General features: G+C 73.2%; 14 protein-coding genes and 1 pseudogene. All 15 read left to right on the top strand.

The annotated features are described in order from the left end of the window. The first annotated feature begins 2 nt into the window (after nucleotides 1–2). The 15 genes and pseudogenes from KBY47_RS11335 (at nucleotide 3) to KBY47_RS11405 (ending at nucleotide 18,449) form a co-directional block, all read left to right on the top strand. On the top strand, nucleotides 3–2,177 hold the full coding sequence (locus tag KBY47_RS11335; RefSeq protein ID WP_210920910.1) for a bi-domain-containing oxidoreductase: 2,175 nt from the start codon (nucleotides 3–5) through the stop codon (nucleotides 2,175–2,177). After that, nucleotides 2,174–4,129, top strand: a complete 1,956-nt coding sequence (locus KBY47_RS11340) for an alginate lyase family protein (RefSeq protein ID WP_210920911.1) — start codon at nucleotides 2,174–2,176, stop codon at nucleotides 4,127–4,129. Before KBY47_RS11335 ends, KBY47_RS11340 begins: the two co-directional genes overlap by 4 nt. Before the next feature lie 9 nt (nucleotides 4,130–4,138). Further along, on the top strand, nucleotides 4,139–5,659 hold the full coding sequence (locus KBY47_RS11345) for a right-handed parallel beta-helix repeat-containing protein (protein WP_210920912.1): 1,521 nt from the start codon (nucleotides 4,139–4,141) through the stop codon (nucleotides 5,657–5,659). Between the two features lies 1 nt (nucleotide 5,660). Next, the gene (locus tag KBY47_RS11350) at nucleotides 5,661–6,938 is read left to right on the top strand and encodes an O-antigen ligase domain-containing protein (RefSeq protein ID WP_374103069.1); all 1,278 of its coding nucleotides are present in this window, start codon (nucleotides 5,661–5,663) and stop codon (nucleotides 6,936–6,938) included. 2 nt (nucleotides 6,939–6,940) lie between these two features. Then, a complete protein-coding gene (locus tag KBY47_RS11355; RefSeq protein WP_210920913.1) occupies nucleotides 6,941–8,149 on the top strand; it encodes a glycosyltransferase family 4 protein in 1,209 nt (402 codons plus the stop codon). Next, entirely contained in the window at nucleotides 8,146–9,381 is a 1,236-nt protein-coding gene (locus KBY47_RS11360) for a class I SAM-dependent methyltransferase (protein ID WP_210920914.1), read from the top strand. Before KBY47_RS11355 ends, KBY47_RS11360 begins: the two co-directional genes overlap by 4 nt. Beyond that, nucleotides 9,378–10,172, top strand: coding sequence for a sugar phosphate nucleotidyltransferase (locus KBY47_RS11365; RefSeq protein ID WP_210920915.1), 795 nt, complete (start codon nucleotides 9,378–9,380; stop codon nucleotides 10,170–10,172). The genes KBY47_RS11360 and KBY47_RS11365 overlap by 4 nt, the downstream gene beginning before the upstream one ends. Next, nucleotides 10,169–10,816 (top strand): PIG-L deacetylase family protein, encoded by a 648-nt coding sequence (locus KBY47_RS11370; RefSeq protein WP_210920916.1) that lies wholly within the window; start codon nucleotides 10,169–10,171, stop codon nucleotides 10,814–10,816. The genes KBY47_RS11365 and KBY47_RS11370 overlap by 4 nt, the downstream gene beginning before the upstream one ends. 3 nt (nucleotides 10,817–10,819) lie before the next feature. Continuing rightward, nucleotides 10,820–11,845, top strand: a complete 1,026-nt coding sequence (locus KBY47_RS11375) for an NAD(P)-dependent oxidoreductase (RefSeq protein WP_210920917.1) — start codon at nucleotides 10,820–10,822, stop codon at nucleotides 11,843–11,845. Further along, nucleotides 11,833–13,116, top strand: a complete 1,284-nt coding sequence (locus KBY47_RS11380; protein ID WP_308405124.1) for a DUF4910 domain-containing protein — start codon at nucleotides 11,833–11,835, stop codon at nucleotides 13,114–13,116. Before KBY47_RS11375 ends, KBY47_RS11380 begins: the two co-directional genes overlap by 13 nt. Beyond that, nucleotides 13,113–14,410, top strand: a pseudogene (locus KBY47_RS11385) (hypothetical protein). The gene KBY47_RS11380 and the pseudogene KBY47_RS11385 overlap by 4 nt, the downstream one beginning before the upstream one ends. Further along, complete coding sequence (locus KBY47_RS11390; protein WP_210920919.1) at nucleotides 14,407–15,354, top strand: glycosyltransferase family 2 protein; 948 nt, start codon at nucleotides 14,407–14,409, stop codon at nucleotides 15,352–15,354. Before KBY47_RS11385 ends, KBY47_RS11390 begins: the two are co-directional and overlap by 4 nt. Continuing rightward, nucleotides 15,351–16,559, top strand: a complete 1,209-nt coding sequence (locus tag KBY47_RS11395) for a polysaccharide pyruvyl transferase family protein (protein WP_210920920.1) — start codon at nucleotides 15,351–15,353, stop codon at nucleotides 16,557–16,559. Before KBY47_RS11390 ends, KBY47_RS11395 begins: the two co-directional genes overlap by 4 nt. Beyond that, nucleotides 16,556–17,122 (top strand): dTDP-4-dehydrorhamnose 3,5-epimerase family protein, encoded by a 567-nt coding sequence (locus KBY47_RS11400; RefSeq protein ID WP_210920921.1) that lies wholly within the window; start codon nucleotides 16,556–16,558, stop codon nucleotides 17,120–17,122. Before KBY47_RS11395 ends, KBY47_RS11400 begins: the two co-directional genes overlap by 4 nt. A 7-nt stretch (nucleotides 17,123–17,129) precedes the next feature. After that, nucleotides 17,130–18,449, top strand: coding sequence for a glutamate-1-semialdehyde 2,1-aminomutase (locus KBY47_RS11405; protein ID WP_210920922.1), 1,320 nt, complete (start codon nucleotides 17,130–17,132; stop codon nucleotides 18,447–18,449). Nucleotides 18,450–18,452 lie beyond the last annotated feature (3 nt).

The following is an 18,452-nucleotide window of genomic DNA, read 5'->3' on the forward strand; positions in this document are numbered from 1 at the left end:
CGGTGAAACAGGTTGTGCAGAACTACAAGAGCGGCGAGCTGGCGCTGCTCGACGTGCCGGTGCCGGGGTGCAAGCCGGGCGGTGTGCTGGTCAGGACGGCCTACTCGCTGATCTCCACGGGGACCGAGGTCATGAAGGTGTCCGAGGCCGGGATGTCGATGCTGGGCAAGGCCCGCTCCCGCCCGGACCAGGTGGCCAAGGTGATGCAGAGCGTGGCCACCAACGGGCTGCCCGCCACCTACCGCAAGGTGATGGGCAAGCTGGACTCGTACACACCGCTCGGCTACTCGCTGTGCGGGGTGGTCGAGCAGGTCGGGCCCGGGATCGACGATGTGAAGGCCGGCGACCTCGTGGCCTGCGCGGGCAACGAGCACGCGCTGCACGCCGAGCTGAACTGGGTGCCGAGGAACCTCTACACCCCGGTCCCGGACGGCCTCGCGGCGCGGCACGCGGCCTTCGGCACCGTCGGCTCGATCGCGTTGCAGGGCGTCCGCCAGGGCGAGCCGCAGCTCGGTGAGGTGGCGCTGGTCATCGGGCTGGGGCTGATCGGGCAGCTGGTGGTGCAGTTGCTGACCGCCTCGGGGGTCCGCGTCGTCGGGGCGGACCCCGACCCGGGGCGCTGTGAACTCGCCGCGCGGCTGGGCGCCGTGACCTGCGGCGATCCCGGCTCCACCACGGTGGTGAACGCGGTCGCCGAACTCACCGGCGGGCACGGTGTGGACCAGGTGTACCTGGCCGCCGGTGGCGGCAGCAACCAGCCCGTGGAGCTGGCGGCGCAGCTGAGCCGGGACCGGGGCCGGGTCGTCGACATCGGCAAGTGCCGTCTGGACCTGCCGTGGAACGCGTACTACGAGAAGGAGCTGGACGTCCGGTTCTCCCGCAGTTACGGCCCCGGGCGCTACGACCCGGAGTACGAGCTTCAGGGGCGGGACTACCCGATCGGCTATGTGCGCTGGACCGAGCGCCGCAACCTGGCCTGCTTCCTGGACCTCGTCGCCCGGGGCCGCGTCGACGTGGAGCCGCTGGTCTCCCATGTCGCCGACTTCGACGACGCGGTGGAGACCTACCGGCGCCTGAAGGACGGCGACCTGAAGGCCGTGGCGGTGCTGTTCCGCTACCCGGAGCACACGGCGGAGGCGGCACCGGCCCCGGAGGTGACCGTGCCCACGGCGACCGTGCGGACGGCCCCGGCCCGGACCGCCAAGGCGTCGGTGCGGCTGGCGTTCGTCGGCGCGGGCAACTACGCGACGTCGATGCTGCTGCCGCACCTGGCGCGGCGCGAGGGCGTCGAGCTGTCCACGGTCGTCACCACGACGGCGCTGTCCGGGGCCAACGCCCAGCGCAAGTTCGGCTTCGCGCGGGCCACCACGGACCTCGACACCGTCCTCGGTGACGACTCCGTCGACGCGGTGTTCGTGGTCACCCGGCACAGCTCGCACGCCGAGCTGACCAAGAAGGCGCTGCTGGCGGGCAAGACGGTGTTCGTGGAGAAGCCGCTGGCGCTCACCGAGGACGAGCTGTCCGAGGTGCTCGCGGTGGTGGAGGAGTCCGGCAACGACCGGCTCCAGGTGGGCTTCAACCGCCGGTTCGCGCCGCTGCTGCGCGAGGCCAGGAAGCGCTTCGGCGCCCGCACCGGACCGGCGAGCCTGCGCTACCTGGTCAACGCGGGCCGCCTCGACCACGGCAGCTGGTACCTGCGGCAGGACACCGAGGGCTCCCGGTTCACCGGCGAGGGAGGCCACTTCATCGACACGGCGGGCTGGCTCCTGGGCGCCGACCCGGTCTCGGTGTACGCGCTCACCACGCCCGGCGACGAGGACCTCCAGGTCGTCCTGCGCTACCCGGACCGGTCCACCGCCACCCTCAGCTATGTCACCAGCGGCCCGTCCGCCTTCCCCAAGGAGACCCTGGACCTGGTGGCGGACGGCCGTGCGCTGCGGCTCGACGACTTCGTCCGCGCCTCGGTCTACGGCCGCAAGCGGTGGGTCAGTTCACGGCTGCCGAAGGCCCGGGACAAGGGGCAGCGCGCCGAGCTGGACGCGTTCCTCGCCGCGGTGCGCACCGGCGGGCCGATGCCGGTACCCCTCCAGTCGTTGGCCGCGACCACGGCGGCGACCCTCGCGGTGCGGACCAGCCTGGCCGGCGGGGCGCCGGTGACGCTGGCGGGCGCGCGATGACCGTGATGTCGGGAAGTCCCGGGTGGTACCTGCGGCGGCTGTCCCGGATGGGGCCGCGGGAGGTCGGCGGCCGGGTGGCCGACACGGTACGCCGAAGGCGGTGGCGCTCGGCGCGGCCGGAGGCCCCGGCCGTGACCGGCGCCCGCTTCACCGCCGTACTGCCCGCGGGGACGCTCGCCGCCGTGCCGCCGGACGCCGTGAAGCGCCTGGTCGCCGAGGCGGACCGGCTGATGGGCGGGCACGCCGAGTTCTTCGGGGTGGTCCGTGACGACCTGGTCGACCCGGACTGGTGCTTCGACCCGAAGACCGGGCGCCGGGCGCCGTGGGGTTACGCCTTCGACGTGCCGTACCGGAACGAGGAGGCGGTCGGGGACATCAAGCAGATCTGGGAGCCGTCCCGGCACCAGTACCTCACCGTCCTCGCCGCCGCCTACGCGGTCACCGGGAACGAGCGGTACGCCGAGCGGGTCGCCGACCACCTGCGGTCGTGGTGGACCCTCAACGCGCCGCTGCGCGGGGTGCACTGGACGAGCGGCATCGAGCTGGGCATCCGGCTGCTGTCCTGGGTGTGGGTACGGCGGCTGCTCGACGGCTGGCCGGAAGCGGCCGGGCTGTTCGAGGAGAACCCGGTGGCGCACCGGCAGATCTGGTACCACCAGCGCTGGCTGGCCGCGTTCCCGAGCCGGGGGTCCTCGGCGAACAACCACGTCATCGCCGAGACGGCCGGGCAGTTCGCCGCGTCCTGCGCGTTCGACTGGTTCCCCGCCTCGGCGCGCTGGCGGGCCGAGGCGCTGCGGTCGCTGGAGCGGCAGCTGCGGGCCAACACCTTCGGCTCCGGTCTCAACCGCGAGCTGGCCACCGAGTACCACGGCCTGGTGCTGGAGCTGGGGCTGGCCGCCCTCGCCGAGGCGGACGCCGCCGGGGTGCCGGTCCCGGAGCCGGTGCGGCGGACGCTGCTGCGGATGACGGACGCGCTCGCTGCCGTCGTGGACAACCGGCTGCGCCCACCGCGCCAGGGCGACGCGGACGACGGGCACGGTCTGGTCGTGGACGGCGCGGGCACCGACCGCTGGGCCTCGCTGCTGGCCACCGGGGACGCCCTGTTCGGGCGGCTCCCCTGGTGGCCGGAGGTCACCGGCACCGATGTGCGCACCCCGCTGCTGGCGGCGCTGATCCGGCCCACCGGACCGGCCGCGGCCCGCCCGGCGACCCGGCCGGACCACTTCGCCGACGCGGGGCTGACCATCCTGCGGGGGCCGGAGGAGATCTGGTGCCGCTGCGACGGCGGCCCGCACGGGTTCCTGTCCATCGCCGCGCACGCCCACGCGGACGCCCTGTCGCTGGAGGTCAGGCACGACGGGGTCGACGTGCTCGCCGACCCGGGGACGTACTGCTACCACGGGCAGCCCGAGTGGCGGCGGTACTTCCGGTCGACCCTCGGCCACAACACGCTCCAACTGGACGGCGCCGACCAGTCGGTCTCCGGCGGCCCGTTCCTGTGGACCAGGCACGCCAGGAGCCGTGTCCTGGTCGCGGACACCTCCCGGGCGGGGGTGGGCCGCTGGTGCGCCGAGCACGACGGTTACCGGCCCTCCGTGCACCGCCGCCGGGTGGAACTGACGGCCGCGACGCGGGAGTTGCGGGTGGTCGACGAGGTGCGCGGCGGCCCGCGCCGGTCCGTGCGGCTGGCGTTCCACCTCGGCCCCGCGATCACCGCGGACCTGGACGGGAGCCGGGCGCTGCTCGCCTGGAACCGGGACGGCGAGGACCGCTCGGCCGTGCTCGACCTGCCCGGACAGCTGTCGTGGGCCGCGCACCGCGGGGAGAGCGAACCGCCGCTGGGCTGGTACTCCCCCGGCTTCGGGCGCAAGGAACCCTCCACCACGCTGGTCGGCACCGGCTTCGCCGACGGTACGGAGGAGTTCACCACCGTACTGGGATTCCGCGGCTAGGGAGGACGCGTGGGGATCAAGTGGCGGCACGGGGCGTGGCCGGCGGTGACGCTGGCGCTGGCCCTGCTGGCGGTGACCGGGTGCGAGGACACGCCGGTCGCGCGGCCGGAGCCGACCCCCGCGCCGACCACGTCCGTGGCGCGGGTGTGCGCCGATCCCGAGCCCGGACCGGCGAAGGCGCCGCCGGGTGCGGTGACGGTCGACCCCAAGGTCGCCGGTGACCTGGCCGAGAAGACCAAGAAGAGCCCTCCGAACACCACGTTCTGGCTGCGGCCGGGCAAGCACCGGCTCGACGCGGACCGCTACGCCCAGGTCGTCCCGAAGGAGGGCAACACCTACGTCGGGGCGCCGGGCGCGGTGCTCGACGGCCGCGGGACCAACCAGTACGCGTTCGGCGGCACCGCCGACGGTGTCACCATCCGCCATCTGACGGTGCAGGGGTTCGTCGCGCCGCACAACGAGGGCGTGGTCAACCACGACTCGGCCGACGGGTGGGTGATCGAGCACGCCACGATCCAGAACAACTCCGGCGCCGGGCTGATGGCCGGGGCCCGCCAGCAGGTCCGCGCCAGCTGTCTGCGCGGCAACGGCCAGTACGGCATGAACGCCTACAAGGGCGGCGGCCGTCTCACCGGTCTGGTGGTCGAGGGCAACGAGATCGTCGGCAACAACACGGACGACTGGGAGCGGCGGGAGCCGGGCTGCGGCTGCACCGGGGGCGTGAAGTTCTGGGCCGTGGACGGCGCCGACGTGCGCGGGAACTGGGTGCACGACAACCGCGGGGCCGGGCTGTGGGCGGACACCAACAACAACGACTTCCGTATCGAGGGCAATGTGCTCGAAGACAACGACGGTGCCGCGCTGATCTACGAGACCAGCTACAACGCGGTCATCCGCGAGAACACCATCCGGCGCAACAACTGGGTGGAGGGCCGCAGGTACGCCGACCGCGGTGACACCTTCCCGTTCGCGACGGTCTACCTGTCGGAGTCCGGCGGCGAACCACGGGTCGAGGCCCGCACCGACAAGATCGAGATCTACCGGAACGTGCTGGAGGACAACTGGTCCGGGATCACCCTGTGGGAGAACGCCGACCGGTTCTGCAACAGCCCGGCCAACACGTCGTCGAACTACTGCACGTTGCTGGTACGGGAGACCGACCGCTGCGCCCAGCCGGAGATCGCCACCGCGCCCCTGTACGACGACTGCCGGTGGAAGACCCAGCGGGTGGAGATCCACCACAACCGCTTCGCCCTGGACAAGTCCGTCGTCGGCTGCACGGTGCGGTGCGACCGGATGGCGGTGCTGGCCAACTACGGCACCTACCCGGACTGGTCGCCGTACCAGGGCGAGCGGGTGGCCGAGGCGATCACCCGCGAGCAGCGCAACCGCTGGCACCACAACGACTACGTCGGTCCCTGGAAGTTCGTCGCCCACGACCCGAGCCGGGTCCTCGACTCCGGGCAGTGGCAGGCCGCGCCCTACCAGCAGGACGCGGGCAGCACCTTCCGCGCGACGGACGGTGGTTGAGATGACCTCCCGCCAGATGACCACCGACCAGGTGACCACCGGTCAGGTGACCACCGGTCAGACACCGAAGATCGTCGGAGCGGTGTGGGGACTGCTGATCCTCAACACCCTCGGCTCCGCGGGGGCGAAGACCATCGTCCCGCTGCCGCGCTCCCTGATCCAGATGGTCACCATGGGCGCGCTGGTCGCCGCGTTCGCGCTGGCGCTCGCCGTCAACCTCCGGCTGCGCATCCGGGCCAGCGCCTTCCTGCTGCTGCTCACCCTGCTGCTGGTGCCGAGCGTGATCTCCAGCGCCGGCCTGGAGTCCGGGTTCGGCGCGCTGTTCCGCTGCGCCCGCCTGGCGCTGTTCGTCGGCACGCTGTGGCTGCTCAGCCGCTGGTGGGACGGCGGCCCCACGTTCGTACGGCACCACATCCGCATGTACTTCGTGGTCCTCGGGTCGGTCGCCGCGGGGCTGGTCATCTCACCGGGCGCCGCCATGCCCGAGCTGTACGGCGGGCGGCTGGTCGGCGCGCTGTGGCCGCTCACGCCGCCGCAGATCGGGCAGTACGCGGCGGTGATCACCGGACTCACCGTGCTGCTCGTCATGGGCCGCCGGACCGACCGGAGGAGCGCGGCGGTCGTCATCGTCCCGGCGGTGGTGCTGCTGGCGCTCACCCACACCCGCACGGCCACGGTCGGTCTGCTCGTCGGGCTGGTGCTGGCGATCGGCTCGCTCATCCTGACCAGCGCCGCCGCCCGCCGGTTCTTCGTGTGGGCGGTGGTGTGCGCCGTGGTGGCCGCGGTCGGGTTCGGCTCCGCGCTCCAGGCGTGGTTCCTGCGCGGGCAGAGCCAGGAGTACTTCACCAGCCTCACCGGCCGCGCCAAGGTCTGGGACGCCCTGCTGGCGGCACCCCGGACGACCTCGGAGCGGCTGTTCGGCGCGGGCCTGGGCGACAAGTCGTTCGGCGGGCTGCCGATCGACAACAGCTGGCTGGCCGTCTACCACGAGCAGGGCCTGACCGGGGTCACGCTGGTGGCGGGGATCGTCCTCGTGCTGGGCGCCGTCGCGCTGCTGCGCCCGCCGTCGCTGTCGAGGGCCTGCGCGATCTTCCTGATCAGCTACTGCGGGATCGCCTCGTACACCGAGGCCGGTCTCGGTGACGCCTCCCCGTATCTGCTGCACCTGGCCGTCGCGGCCTCGCTGCTGGCCACGCCCGTCCCGGCCCCGCCCCTCCCGGCGCCCGAGACGCCACGACGACGCGCCCCTCGCTGGGCCCGCAGAACGGAGGTGGTCTGAGCATGCACGTCCTCGTGGTGCACAACCGCTACGCCTCGGCGCAGCCGAGCGGGGAGAACAAGGTCGTCGACCAGGAGGTGGCGCTGCTGCGCGAGGGCGGTCACCGGGTGGAGGTGTTCGAGCGGCGCAGCGACGACATCGCCGCCCGCTCCCTGCCGGGCAAGGCCACGGTGCCGCTGCTGGTGCCCTGGAACCCGGCCGTCCGCAGGGAACTCGCGGCCCGGCTGCGCGCCGGCCGGCCGGACGTGGTGCACGTCCACAACGTCTTCCCGCTGCTGTCGCCCGCGGTGCTGGCGGCCTGCGCCGACGTGGGCGTGCCCGCCGTGGCCACGCTGCACAACTACACCCAGGTCTGCCCGCCCGGCACGCTCCAGCGGGACGGCCGGCCGTGCGCCGAGTGCGTCGGGTCGACGCCGATGCCCGCCGTACGGCACGGCTGCTACCGCGGCTCCCGGCTGGCGACGGTGCCGCTCGCGGTCAGCCTGTCGGTCAACCGGCGGCGCTGGTGGTCGGGGGTGCGGCGGTTCCTGTGCATCTCGGCGGCGCAGCGGGACGTCCTGGTCAGGGCCGGCATGCCGTCCGAACGCCTGGCGGTGAAGCACAACTTCGTGCCGGACCCGCAGGCCCGCCGCACCGGCGCCGGGGAACACCTGCTGTACCTCGGCCGTCTCGCGGAGCCCAAGGGCGTACGGCTGCTGATGGCCGCCTGGGACGAGGTCGCCGCGTCCGGCGGGGTGGGCGTGCCGCTGGTGATCGCCGGGACCGGGCCGCTCCAGGGGGAGGTGACCGCGTGGGCGGCGGGCCGGGACGACGTGCGCTACGTCGGCCTGCTGGACCCGGACCAGTGCCGTCGGACCATCGCGCGGTCGGTCGCCGTGGTGGCTCCCTCGACGTGGCTGGAGGCGTTCGGCCTGGTGGCCGTGGAGGCGATGGCGGCGGGGGTGCCGGTCGTCGCCGCCGGTCACGGAGCCTTCGTCGAACTCGTGGAGGACGGGACGACGGGGCTGCTGCACCAGCCGGGCGACACCGCCTCGCTGGCGTCCAGCCTGCGCCGGATCACCGCTGATCCGGCGCGCAACCGGGAGATGGGTGGGGCGGCCCGGCGCCGTTACGAACAGGACTTCAGCCCGTCCGTCGGGCTGGAGCGCCTGGTGGACGAGTACCGCACCGCGATCAGTGGGGGACATGGACCAATGGGGGGACACAGATGACACGATGCCGACTCTGCGGTTCGGCGGCGCTGGAGAGCGTCGTCGACCTGGGGGCCACGCCACCGTGCGAGAGCTTTCTCGCCGCGGACCAACTCGACCGGCCGGAACCGGCGTACCCACTGCACCTGCGGGTCTGCACCGACTGCTGGCTGGCACAGCTCCCGCCGCTGATCACCCCGGAGGAGACGTTCGAGGAGTACGCGTACTTCTCCTCCTACTCGACCTCCTGGGTGGAGCACGCGCGCACGTTCGTCACCGACGCCGCCGCCCGGCTGGACCTCGGCCCCGACTCCTTCGTGGTCGAGGTCGCCAGCAACGACGGGTACCTGCTGCGGCACGTGGTGGAGCGGGGCATCCGCTGCCTGGGCATCGAGCCCTCGGTCAACGTCGGCGCCGCGGCCCGCGACGCGGGCGTGCCCACACTCACCGAGTTCCTGGGCCCGGACACCGGCGCGGCCGTGCGCGCCGAGCACGGCCCGGCGGACCTGGTCGTGGCCAACAACGTGTACGCGCACATCCCCGACGTGGTCGGGTTCACCCGGGGCCTGCGCGCCCTGGTCGCCGACGACGGCTGGGTCTCGATCGAGGTGCAGCACCTGCTGACGCTGATCGAGGAGAACCAGTACGACACGATCTACCACGAGCACTTCCAGTACTACACGGTCGCCTCCGCGATCCGGGCGCTGGCCGGCGGCGGACTCACGCTGGTGGACGTGGAGCTGCTGCCCACGCACGGCGGCTCCGTCCGGCTGTGGGCCCGCCCGGCCGCGGCGGCCGGTGAGCCGTCCCGCCGGGTGGCCGACGTACTGGACCGGGAGAAGGCGGCCGGGCTCCAGGAGCTGTCCGGGTACACGGAGTTCTCCGCCCGGGTCGCCAAGGTCCGCCGTGACCTGCTGAAGTTCCTCATCGAGGCCGCCGAACGCGGCGAGACCGTGGTCGGCTACGGCGCCCCCGGCAAGGGCAACACCCTGCTCAACCACTGCGGCATCCGCCCCGACCTGCTCCCGTACACGGTCGACCGCAACCCGTACAAGCACGGCCGGTTCACCCCCGGCACCCGCATCCCGGTCCTGCCGCCCGAGCGGATCGCCGCCGACCGGCCGGACTACGTGCTCGTCCTCCCGTGGAACCTGCGGGCCGAGCTGGTCGAGCAGTTGTCCTACGTGGGCGACTGGGGCGGCCGACTCGTCTTCCCCATCCCGGAACTGAGCATTGTCGAGGTGAACTCATGAAGGTCGTCCTGTTCTGCGGCGGTTACGGGATGCGGATGCGCAACGGCACCGCCGACGACGTGCCCAAGCCGATGGCGATGGTCGGCCCCCGGCCGCTGATCTGGCACGTCATGCGCTACTACGCGCACTTCGGGCACACGGAGTTCATCCTGTGCCTCGGCTACGGCGCCCACCACATCAAGGACTTCTTCCTCAACTACGAGGAGACGACGTCCAACGACTTCGTGCTGCGCGGCGGGCGCACCGAGCTGCTGTCCACCGACATCTCGGACTGGACGATCACCTTCGCCCAGACCGGCATCGAGTCGCCGATCGGGGAGCGGCTGCGCCGGGTACGGCACCACCTGGACGGCGACGAGATGTTCCTCGCCAACTACGCCGACGTGCTCACCGACGCCCCGCTGCCGGAGATGATCGAGAACTTCGCCCGGCGGGACGCGGGCGCGTCGATGATGGTGGTGCCGCCGCAGTCCTCTTTCCACTGCGTGGAGCTGGGCGAGGACGGCCTGGTCGGCGGCATCACCGCGGTGAGCGAGCTGCCGCTGTGGGAGAACGGCGGCTACTTCGTGCTCCGGCAGGAGGTCTTCGACCACATACCGGAGAACGGGGACCTGGTCGCCGACGGCTGCGCCCAGCTCGCCAAGCGGGGCCGGCTGGTGGCGCACCAGCACCGCGGCTTCTGGAAGCCGACCGACACCGTCAAGGAGCGGGCCGCGCTCGACGCCTCCTACGCGCGCGGTGACCGTCCGTGGGCCGTGTGGGAGCGGGACGGCGCGGGGGTGGGCGCGTGATCCGGCTCAGGACCGGCCCGCTGGAGCGGATCGCCGCGGTGGGCGCGCACTGCGACGACATCGCGATCGGCGCGGGCGGCACCCTGCTGACGCTGTGCCGGGCGCGGCCCGGTCTGCGGGTGGACGCGCTGGTGCTGTCCGGCGGGGGCGGCGAACGCGAGCAGGAGGAGCGGGCGGCGCTCGCCGCGTTCTGCCCGGGCGCCGATCTTCGGCTGACCGTGCTGAAGCTGCCGGACGGGCGGCTGCCGGTGCACTGGGACGAGGCCAAGGCCGCCGTCGAGGAGCTGCGGGAGCGGACCGACCCGGACCTGGTGCTGGCGCCGCGCACCGACGACGCGCACCAGGACCACCGCGGGCTGGCGCGGCTGGTGCCCACCGCCTTCCGCGACCACCTGGTCCTCGGCTACGAGATCGTCAAGTGGGACGGCGACCTCGGCCGGATGGCCGCCTACCAGCCGCTGACGCCGGACACCGCCGAGGACAAGGTGCGGCTGCTCCAGGAGCACTACCCCTCGCAGCGGCACCGCCCCTGGTACGACCGGGAGGCCTTCCTCGGTCTCGCGCGCATCCGCGGCATCGAATGCCACGAGCGGTACGCCGAGGCCTTCGCCGTCACCAAACTCACGCTCGACCTGGGGGACTGAACCTTGCGCGTACTGCTCACCGGACACCAGGGCTACCTGGGCACCGTGATGGCCCCGGTCCTCACGGCCGCCGGACACGAGGTCGTCGGCCTGGACGCGGGCCTGTTCGCCGACTGTGTGCTGGGCACGCCGCCCGCCGACCCGCCGGGCCACCGGGTGGACCTGCGGGACGTCACGGCCGAACACCTCACCGGGGTGGACGCCGTGATCCACCTGGCGGCCCTGTCCAACGACCCGCTGGGCGCGCTGGCGCCGGAACTCACCTACGACATCAACCACCACGCGTCCGTACGGCTGGCCCGCCTCGCCCGCGACGCCGGGGTGGAGCGCTTCCTGTACGCGTCGACGTGCTCGGTGTACGGCGCCGCGGGCGGCGACGAACTGGTCGCCGAGGACGCCCCGCTGCGCCCGGTGACGCCGTACGCGGAGTCGAAGGTGCGCGTGGAGGACGACCTGCACGAGCTGTCCGACGGCGACTTCAGCCCCGTGTACATGCGCAACGCCACCGCGTTCGGCTATTCGCCCCGGCTGCGCGCCGACATCGTGCTGAACAACCTGGTGGGCCACGCGCTGCTCACCGGCGAGGTGCTGGTGCTCTCCGACGGCACTCCCTGGCGCCCGCTGGTGCACGCCGCCGACATCGCGCGGGCCTTCGCCGCCGCGCTGGTCGCGCCCCGGCAGGCGGTGCACGACCGGGCGTTCAACATCGGCAGCGAGGTCAACAACGTCACGGTCGCGGAGATCGCCGGGCAGGTCGCCGAGGCGGTGTCCGGCTCGAAGGTGGTGATCACCGGGGAGACCGGCGCCGATCCACGCTCGTACCGGGTGGACTTCTCCCGGTTCCGGGCCGCGATCCCCGGCTTCGACTGCGAGTGGTCGGTGAAGCGGGGCGCGCTGGAACTCGCCGAGGCCTACCGCAAGCACGGCCTGACCAAGGAGGACTTCGACCAGCGTTTCACCCGGCTCGCGGTGCTGCGCGCCGCGTCCGACGCGGGCGCCGTCGACGACACCCTGCGGTGGCGCCGGTGACCGCGCCCGGCGAGGAGATGCACGCGCTGGTGGAGCGGCTGTACCCGCTGTGCCGGAGCATCACCGGCGACGGGGTGCGGGCCACCCTGGACATCGTCGGCGAGTACGTGCCGCTGGACGTGCACGAGGTGCCGACGGGGACGCAGGTCCTCGACTGGACGGTGCCGCAGGAGTGGAACATCCGCGACGCGTACATCGCCGACGCCGGCGGCAACCGCGTCGTCGACTTCGCCGCGTCCAGCCTGCACGTGCTCGGCTACAGCGTGCCGGTGAAGCGGACCATGCCGCTGGCCGAGCTGCGCGCACACCTGCACACCCTGCCGGACCACCCGACCTGGGTGCCGTACCGCACCAGCTACTACCAGCCGCGATGGGGGTTCTGCCTGGCCCAGGAGACCCTGGACGCGTTGCCGGACGGCGAGTACGAGGTGTGCGTCGACTCCACGCTCGCCGACGGCCACCTCACCTACGCCGAGCACGTGGTCCCCGGGCAGGTCCCGGACGAGGTGATCGTCTCCTGCCACGTCTGCCACCCGTCGCTGGCCAACGACAACCTCGCCGGGATCGCGGTGGCGGTGTACCTGGCCCGCTGGCTGGCCGAGCGGACGCCGTACTACACCTACCGGTTCCTGTTCGCGCCCGGCACCATCGGGGCGATCACCTGGCTGGCCCGCAACGCGGAGCGGATCGACCGGGTCAGGCACGGTCTGGTGCTGGCCTGCGCGGGCGATCCGGGGCAGCTGACGTACAAGCGGAGCAGGCGCGGGGACGCGGAGATCGACCGGGTGCTGGAGCATGTGCTGACCGTCTCCGAACGCCCGCACCGGGTCGTCGGGTTCACCCCGTACGGGTACGACGAGCGGCAGTTCTGCTCGCCCGGTTTCAATCTGGGCGTGGGCTCGCTCACCCGCACCCCGTACGCGGGCTACCCCGAGTACCACACCTCGGCGGACGACCTGGACTTCGTCTCCCCGGAGGCGATGGCCGACACGCTCGCCGTGTGCCGTGAGGCGTTCGCCGTGCTGGACCGCAACCGGCGGTACGTCAACCTCAGCCCCTACGGCGAACCGCAGCTCGGCAGGCGGGGGCTGTACGACTCGCTCGGCGGGCGCAGCGACGCCAAGGAGGCCCAGATGGCGATGCTGTGGGTGCTGAACCTCTCCGACGGCGAGCACAGTCTGCTGGACGTCGCCGAGCGGTCCGGGCTGCCGTTCGACACCGTCGCCGCGGCGGCCGACGCCCTGGGCGCCGCCGGGCTGATCAAGGCATGACGCCGATGACCACCGAGGAGACGAGCACGACGCGCCCGGCCGGGTCCGCCCGGCGGGCCGTCGTCGGCCGCCTGTCCTGGGGCCTGGCCGACCAGGCGGCCTCCAGCATGACCAACTTCGCGGTGGGGATCTACGTGGCCCGCTCGCTCGGGCTGGCCGCGTTCGGCGCGTTCAGCCTGGCGTGGGTGACCTACGGCGTGGTGCTCAGCGTCTCCCGGGGTCTTGCCACCGATCCGCTGGTGGTGCGCTTCAGCGGGGTGCCGGAGAACCTCTGGCGGGGGGCGGTGGCCCGGTCCTCGGGCACCGCGCTCGGCGTCGGCGCCGCCGTCGGCGCGGCCTGCCTGGCGGCCGGTCTCGCCGTCGGCGGGGACGTGGGGCCCGCGTTCGCCTGCCTCGGTGTGACGCTGCCGGGGCTGATGCTCCAGGACGCCTGGCGGTACGCGTTCTTCGCCGCCGGCACCGGCCGCAAGGCGTTCGTCAACGACGTGGTGTGGGGCGTCGCGCTCGTCCCCGCCATGGTGGTGGCGGCCCGCGTGGGCAGCGTGGCGGCGTTCGTACTGGCCTGGGGCGCCTCCGCCGCGGTGGCCGCACTGTACGGCTGCGTCCAGTCCGGCATCCGGCCGCGCCTGGCCGGGGCGCGCGCCTGGGTCCGCGACCACCGTGACCTCGGCTACCGGTACCTGGTCGAGAACACCTGCGTGAGCGGCGCGAGCCAGCTGCGCGCGTACGGGCTCGGCGCGATCGTCGGGGTCGGCGCCGTGGGCGCGGTCCGGGGCGCCGAGCTGCTGCTCGGTCCGTTCCTCGCCGTGCTGATGGGGCTGTCGCTGGTCACCGTCGCGGAGGCGGCGCGGGTGCTGCGGCGGGCCCCGCACCGGCTGGGCCCCTTCTGCCTGCTCCTCGGCGGCGGGCAGGCCGTCGCCGCGCTGCTGTGGGGCGCGGCACTGCTGCTGGTGCCGGACCGGCTCGGCGAGCTGGTGCTGGGCGGCGTCTGGAACTCCGCCTCCGAGCTGATCGTCCCGGCCACGCTCGGGGTCGCGGGCGCCGGGCTCGGCACCGGCGCGGCGGCCGGACTGCGCGCGCTCGGCGCGGCCCGGCGCAGCCTGCGCGCCCAGCTGTTCGCCTCCGCCTGCTATGTCGGCGGCGGGCTCGGTGGCGCGGCCGTGGGCGGCGTGACCGGCTCGGCCTGGGGCGTCGCCGCCGCGACCGTCACCGCCTCGGCCGTGTGGTGGCTGCACCTGCGGTCGGCCCTGCGCGAGCACAACCGGAACCCATCCCCGAAGTGAGGACGTCATGACCGCCCATCCCAGGCTGAGCATCGGCCTGCCCGTCTACAACGGCGAGGAGTACCTCGCCGAGTCGCTCGACGCCCTGCTCGGGCAGACCTACGAGGACTTCGAGCTGGTCATCTCCGACAACGCCTCGACCGACGGGACCGAGGACATCTGCCGCCGGTACGCGGCGAAGGACTCCCGCATCCGGTACCTCCGGCTGCCCCGGAACATCGGCGCCGCCCCGAACCACAACCACGTGTTCACCGAGTGCCGCGGCGAGCTGTTCAAGTGGGCCTCGCACGACGACCTGTACGCCCGTGACCTGCTGCGGCGCTGCGTGGAGGCGCTGGACGAGCGTCCGGACATCGTCCTCGCCCACTCCGACCAGGCGGTCATCGACGGCGACGGCCAGGTGAAGGTGCCCTACGAGTACTCACTGGCCACCGACTCGCCGCACGCGCCGGAGCGGTTCCGCAGCCTGCTGTTCGAGCCCGGCGGCGACGACTTCTACGGGGTGATGCGGGCCGACATGCTCCGCAAGGTGAAGCCGCACGACAGCTACCACCACGCCGACCGCACCTTCGTCGCCGAGATCACCCTGCACGGCCCCTTCCACCAGGTGCCGGAGCTGCTGTATTTCCGCCGCGACCACCCCACCCGCGCCGAGCGGGCGAACCCCTCCAAGCGATCCCGGTGCGTCAACCTGGACCCGCGCCGCGCGGGCCTCCTGCACCCGACACCCCGGCTGCTCGCCGAGTACGTGTGGGGGTTCGTCTCGGCCATCCGGCGGGCGCCGCTGTCCCCGGCCGACCGGCGCGAGTGCTACCGGCACCTGGCCGCGTGGGCGACCAGCAGGGTCCGGCCGGGCGCGGGCGAGCGGGTCGAGGACCGCGCCCCGGTCGACCCGGACCGCCTCACGGTCTCGGTGGACGCCCTCGTCGCGGGCCGCGAGGGGAGGCGGACGTGAACTCTCCCGTACGGGTGGGGGTGTTCGGCCTGCTCGGCTCCGGCAACCTCGGCAACGACGGCTCGCTGGAGGCGGTGCTCGGGTACCTGCGCGCCGCGCGCCCGGAGGCGGTCGTGGACGCGCTGTGCGGCGGCCCCGAGGCCGTCACGGCCCGGTACGGCATCCCCGCGACACGGCTGCACTGGTACCGCGGGGAGTACCGGACCGCCTCACGGGCGGGCGCGGTCGCGGGCAAGGGCCTGGGCAAGCTCGTCGACGTCTTCCGCACCGCGGCCTGGGTGCGGCGGCACGACGTGGTGATCGTGCCGGGCATGGGCGTCCTGGAGGCCACGCTGCCGCTGCGGCCGTGGGGGTTCCCGTACTCGCTGTTCCTGCTCTGCGCGAGCGGGCGGCTGCTCGGCACCCGGGTCGCGCTGGTCGGGGTCGGCGCCGCCCCGATCGGCGACCGGGCCACCCGGGCCCTGGTGCGCTGGTCGGCGCGGCTGGCCGCGTACCGGTCGTACCGGGACTCGCTGTCCCGGGACGCGATGCGGGCGATGGGCGTGGACACCGCCCGCGACGCGGTCCACCCGGACCTGGCGTTCGCCCTGCCGGCACCCAAGTCGGCCGCGGCCGAGCCCCGTTCGGTCTGCGTGGGCGTCATGGACTTCCACGGCGGCAACGATGACCGCGCCCGCGCCGACGAGATCCACCGCCGCTACCTCGACGGGGTCACCCGGTTCGTCCGGGCGCTGGTCGAGGAGGGCAGACGGGTCCGGCTGCTCACCGGCGACGCCTGCGACGCGCCGGTGGTCGCGGCGATCCTCGACGCGGTGGACTCGCCGCTGGTCAGCGCCGCCGAGGCGGGGTCGCTCGCCGACCTGATGAAGGAGACGGCGGCGGCCGACACCGTGGTGGCGACCCGCTACCACAACCTGGTCTGCGCGCTGAGGACGGGCACCCCGACGCTCGCGCTCAGCTACGCCGCCAAGAGCGACGCGCTGATGACGGAGATGGGCCTGGGCGCGTACCGCCACCCGGCCCGCGAGGTCGACGCCGACCGGCTGCTGGAGCGGTTCCGGGAGCTGGAGAAGCGGTCGGCGGAGCTGCGGCGGACCCTGGCCGAGCGGAACGCGGCCACCACCCGGAGCCTGGAGCACCAGTTCACCGCCCTGACGGCGGCGTTGTTCCCGGCGCCCGACCACACCTTGCGGGAGACGTCATGAAGGCGACCGAAGTCCCTGCCATCGCGGGCGCGTACCTGTTCGAGCCGACGCCGTACGCCGACGAACGCGGCTTCTTCTGCCGCACCTTCGACGCCGACGTGGTCCGCTCGGTGGGCCTCGACCCGGACGCCTTCGTCCAGGACAGCGTCTCCCGCTCGGTCCGGGGCGTCCTGCGCGGCCTGCACCTGCGCTCCGGCGCGGGCGAGGCCAAGCTGGTGCGGTGCTCGTACGGGGAGATCTTCGACGTGGTCGTGGACCTGCGGCCGGACTCGCCGACGTACCTGGGCCGGGCCTTCTTCGAACTGTCCGGCGAGACACAGAAGACCCTGTACATCCCGGCGGGATGCGCGCACGGCTTCCAGGCGCTGACCGGGACGGCGGACACCTCGTACCGGATCGACCGCCCGCACGACCCGGCCGAGGACGTGACCATCGCCCACGACGACCCGGACCTGGCCGTCCCCTGGCCACTGCCGGTCGCGTCGATGTCCCAGCGGGACCGGGAGGCACCGAGCCTCGCCGAGGTCCTGAAGCAGCTGGACCCGAAGCAGTTGGAGAGGTGAAGTCGGCGTGAACACCGAAGAGTTCTCGCTCCCCCGGTCCCGGGCGGCGAACGAGCGGCTGCACGAGCTGGTCCCGGGGGGCGCGCACACCTACGCCAAGGGCGACGACCAGTACCCCGAGGACCTGGCCCCGGTCATCAGCCACGGCAAGGGCGCCCACGTCTGGGACGTCGACGGCAACCGCTACATCGAGTACGGCTCCGGCCTGCGGTCGGTCAGCCTCGGCCACGCCCACCCACGGGTGACCGAGGCGGTACGCCGCGAACTCGGCCGCGGCGGCAACTTCGTGCGCCCGTCCGTCATGGAGGTCGAGGCCGCGGAACGCTTCCTCGCCACGGTGCCGACCGCCGAGATGGTGAAGTTCGCGAAGAACGGCTCCGACGCCACCACCGCCGCGGTACGCCTGGCCCGCGCCGCCACCGGACGCCCGAAGGTGGCCGTCTGCGCGGACCACCCGTTCTTCTCGACCGACGACTGGTTCATCGGTACGACGCCGATGTCCGCCGGAATCCCGGACACCGGCCTCACGGTGGGCTTCCCGTACGGCGACCTGGCCGCCACGGAGGACCTGCTCACCCGCCACCAGGACGAGATCGCCTGCCTGATCCTGGAGCCCGCCACCCACACCGAGCCACCCCCCGGCTACCTCGCGGGCCTGCGCGCGCTGGCCGACCGGCACGGCTGCGTCCTGGTCTTCGACGAGATGATCACCGGCTTCCGCTGGTCCGAGGCGGGCGCCCAGGGCCTGTACGGCGTCGTCCCCGACCTCTCCACCTTCGGCAAGGCACTGGGCAACGGCTTCGCGGTCTCGGCGCTGGCCGGGCGCCGCGAACTGATGGAACGCGGCGGTCTGCGCGACTCCCACGACCGGGTGTTCCTGCTGTCCACCACGCACGGCGCGGAGACGCACTCCCTGGCGGCCGCGATGGCCGTGCAGACCGTCTACACCGAGGAGGGCGTCACCGCGCGGCTGCACGCCCTCGGCGAGCGGCTGGCCGCCGGGGTCCGTGAGGCCGCGGCCGGCATGGGCGTCGGCGACCACGTCCTCGTCCGGGGCCGGGCCAGCAACCTGGTCTTCGCCACCCTCGACGAGCGGGGGCGGCCGTCGCAGGAGTACCGCACCCTGTTCCTGCGCCGGCTCCTCGCGGGCGGCGTACTGGCCCCGTCGTTCGTGGTGTCCAGCGCGCTGGACGACACCGACATCGACCGGACCGTGGACGTCGTGGCCCAGGCGTGCGCGGTGTACCGGAAGGCGCTGGACGCGGGCGACCCCACGCCGTGGCTGGGCGGACGCCCGGTGAAGCCGGTGTTCCGGCGCCTGGCCTGACTG

Origin of the sequence: Streptomyces sp. B93 (assembly GCF_018070565.1) — a bacterium.
Classification (GTDB): Bacteria; Actinomycetota; Actinomycetes; order Streptomycetales; family Streptomycetaceae; genus Streptomyces.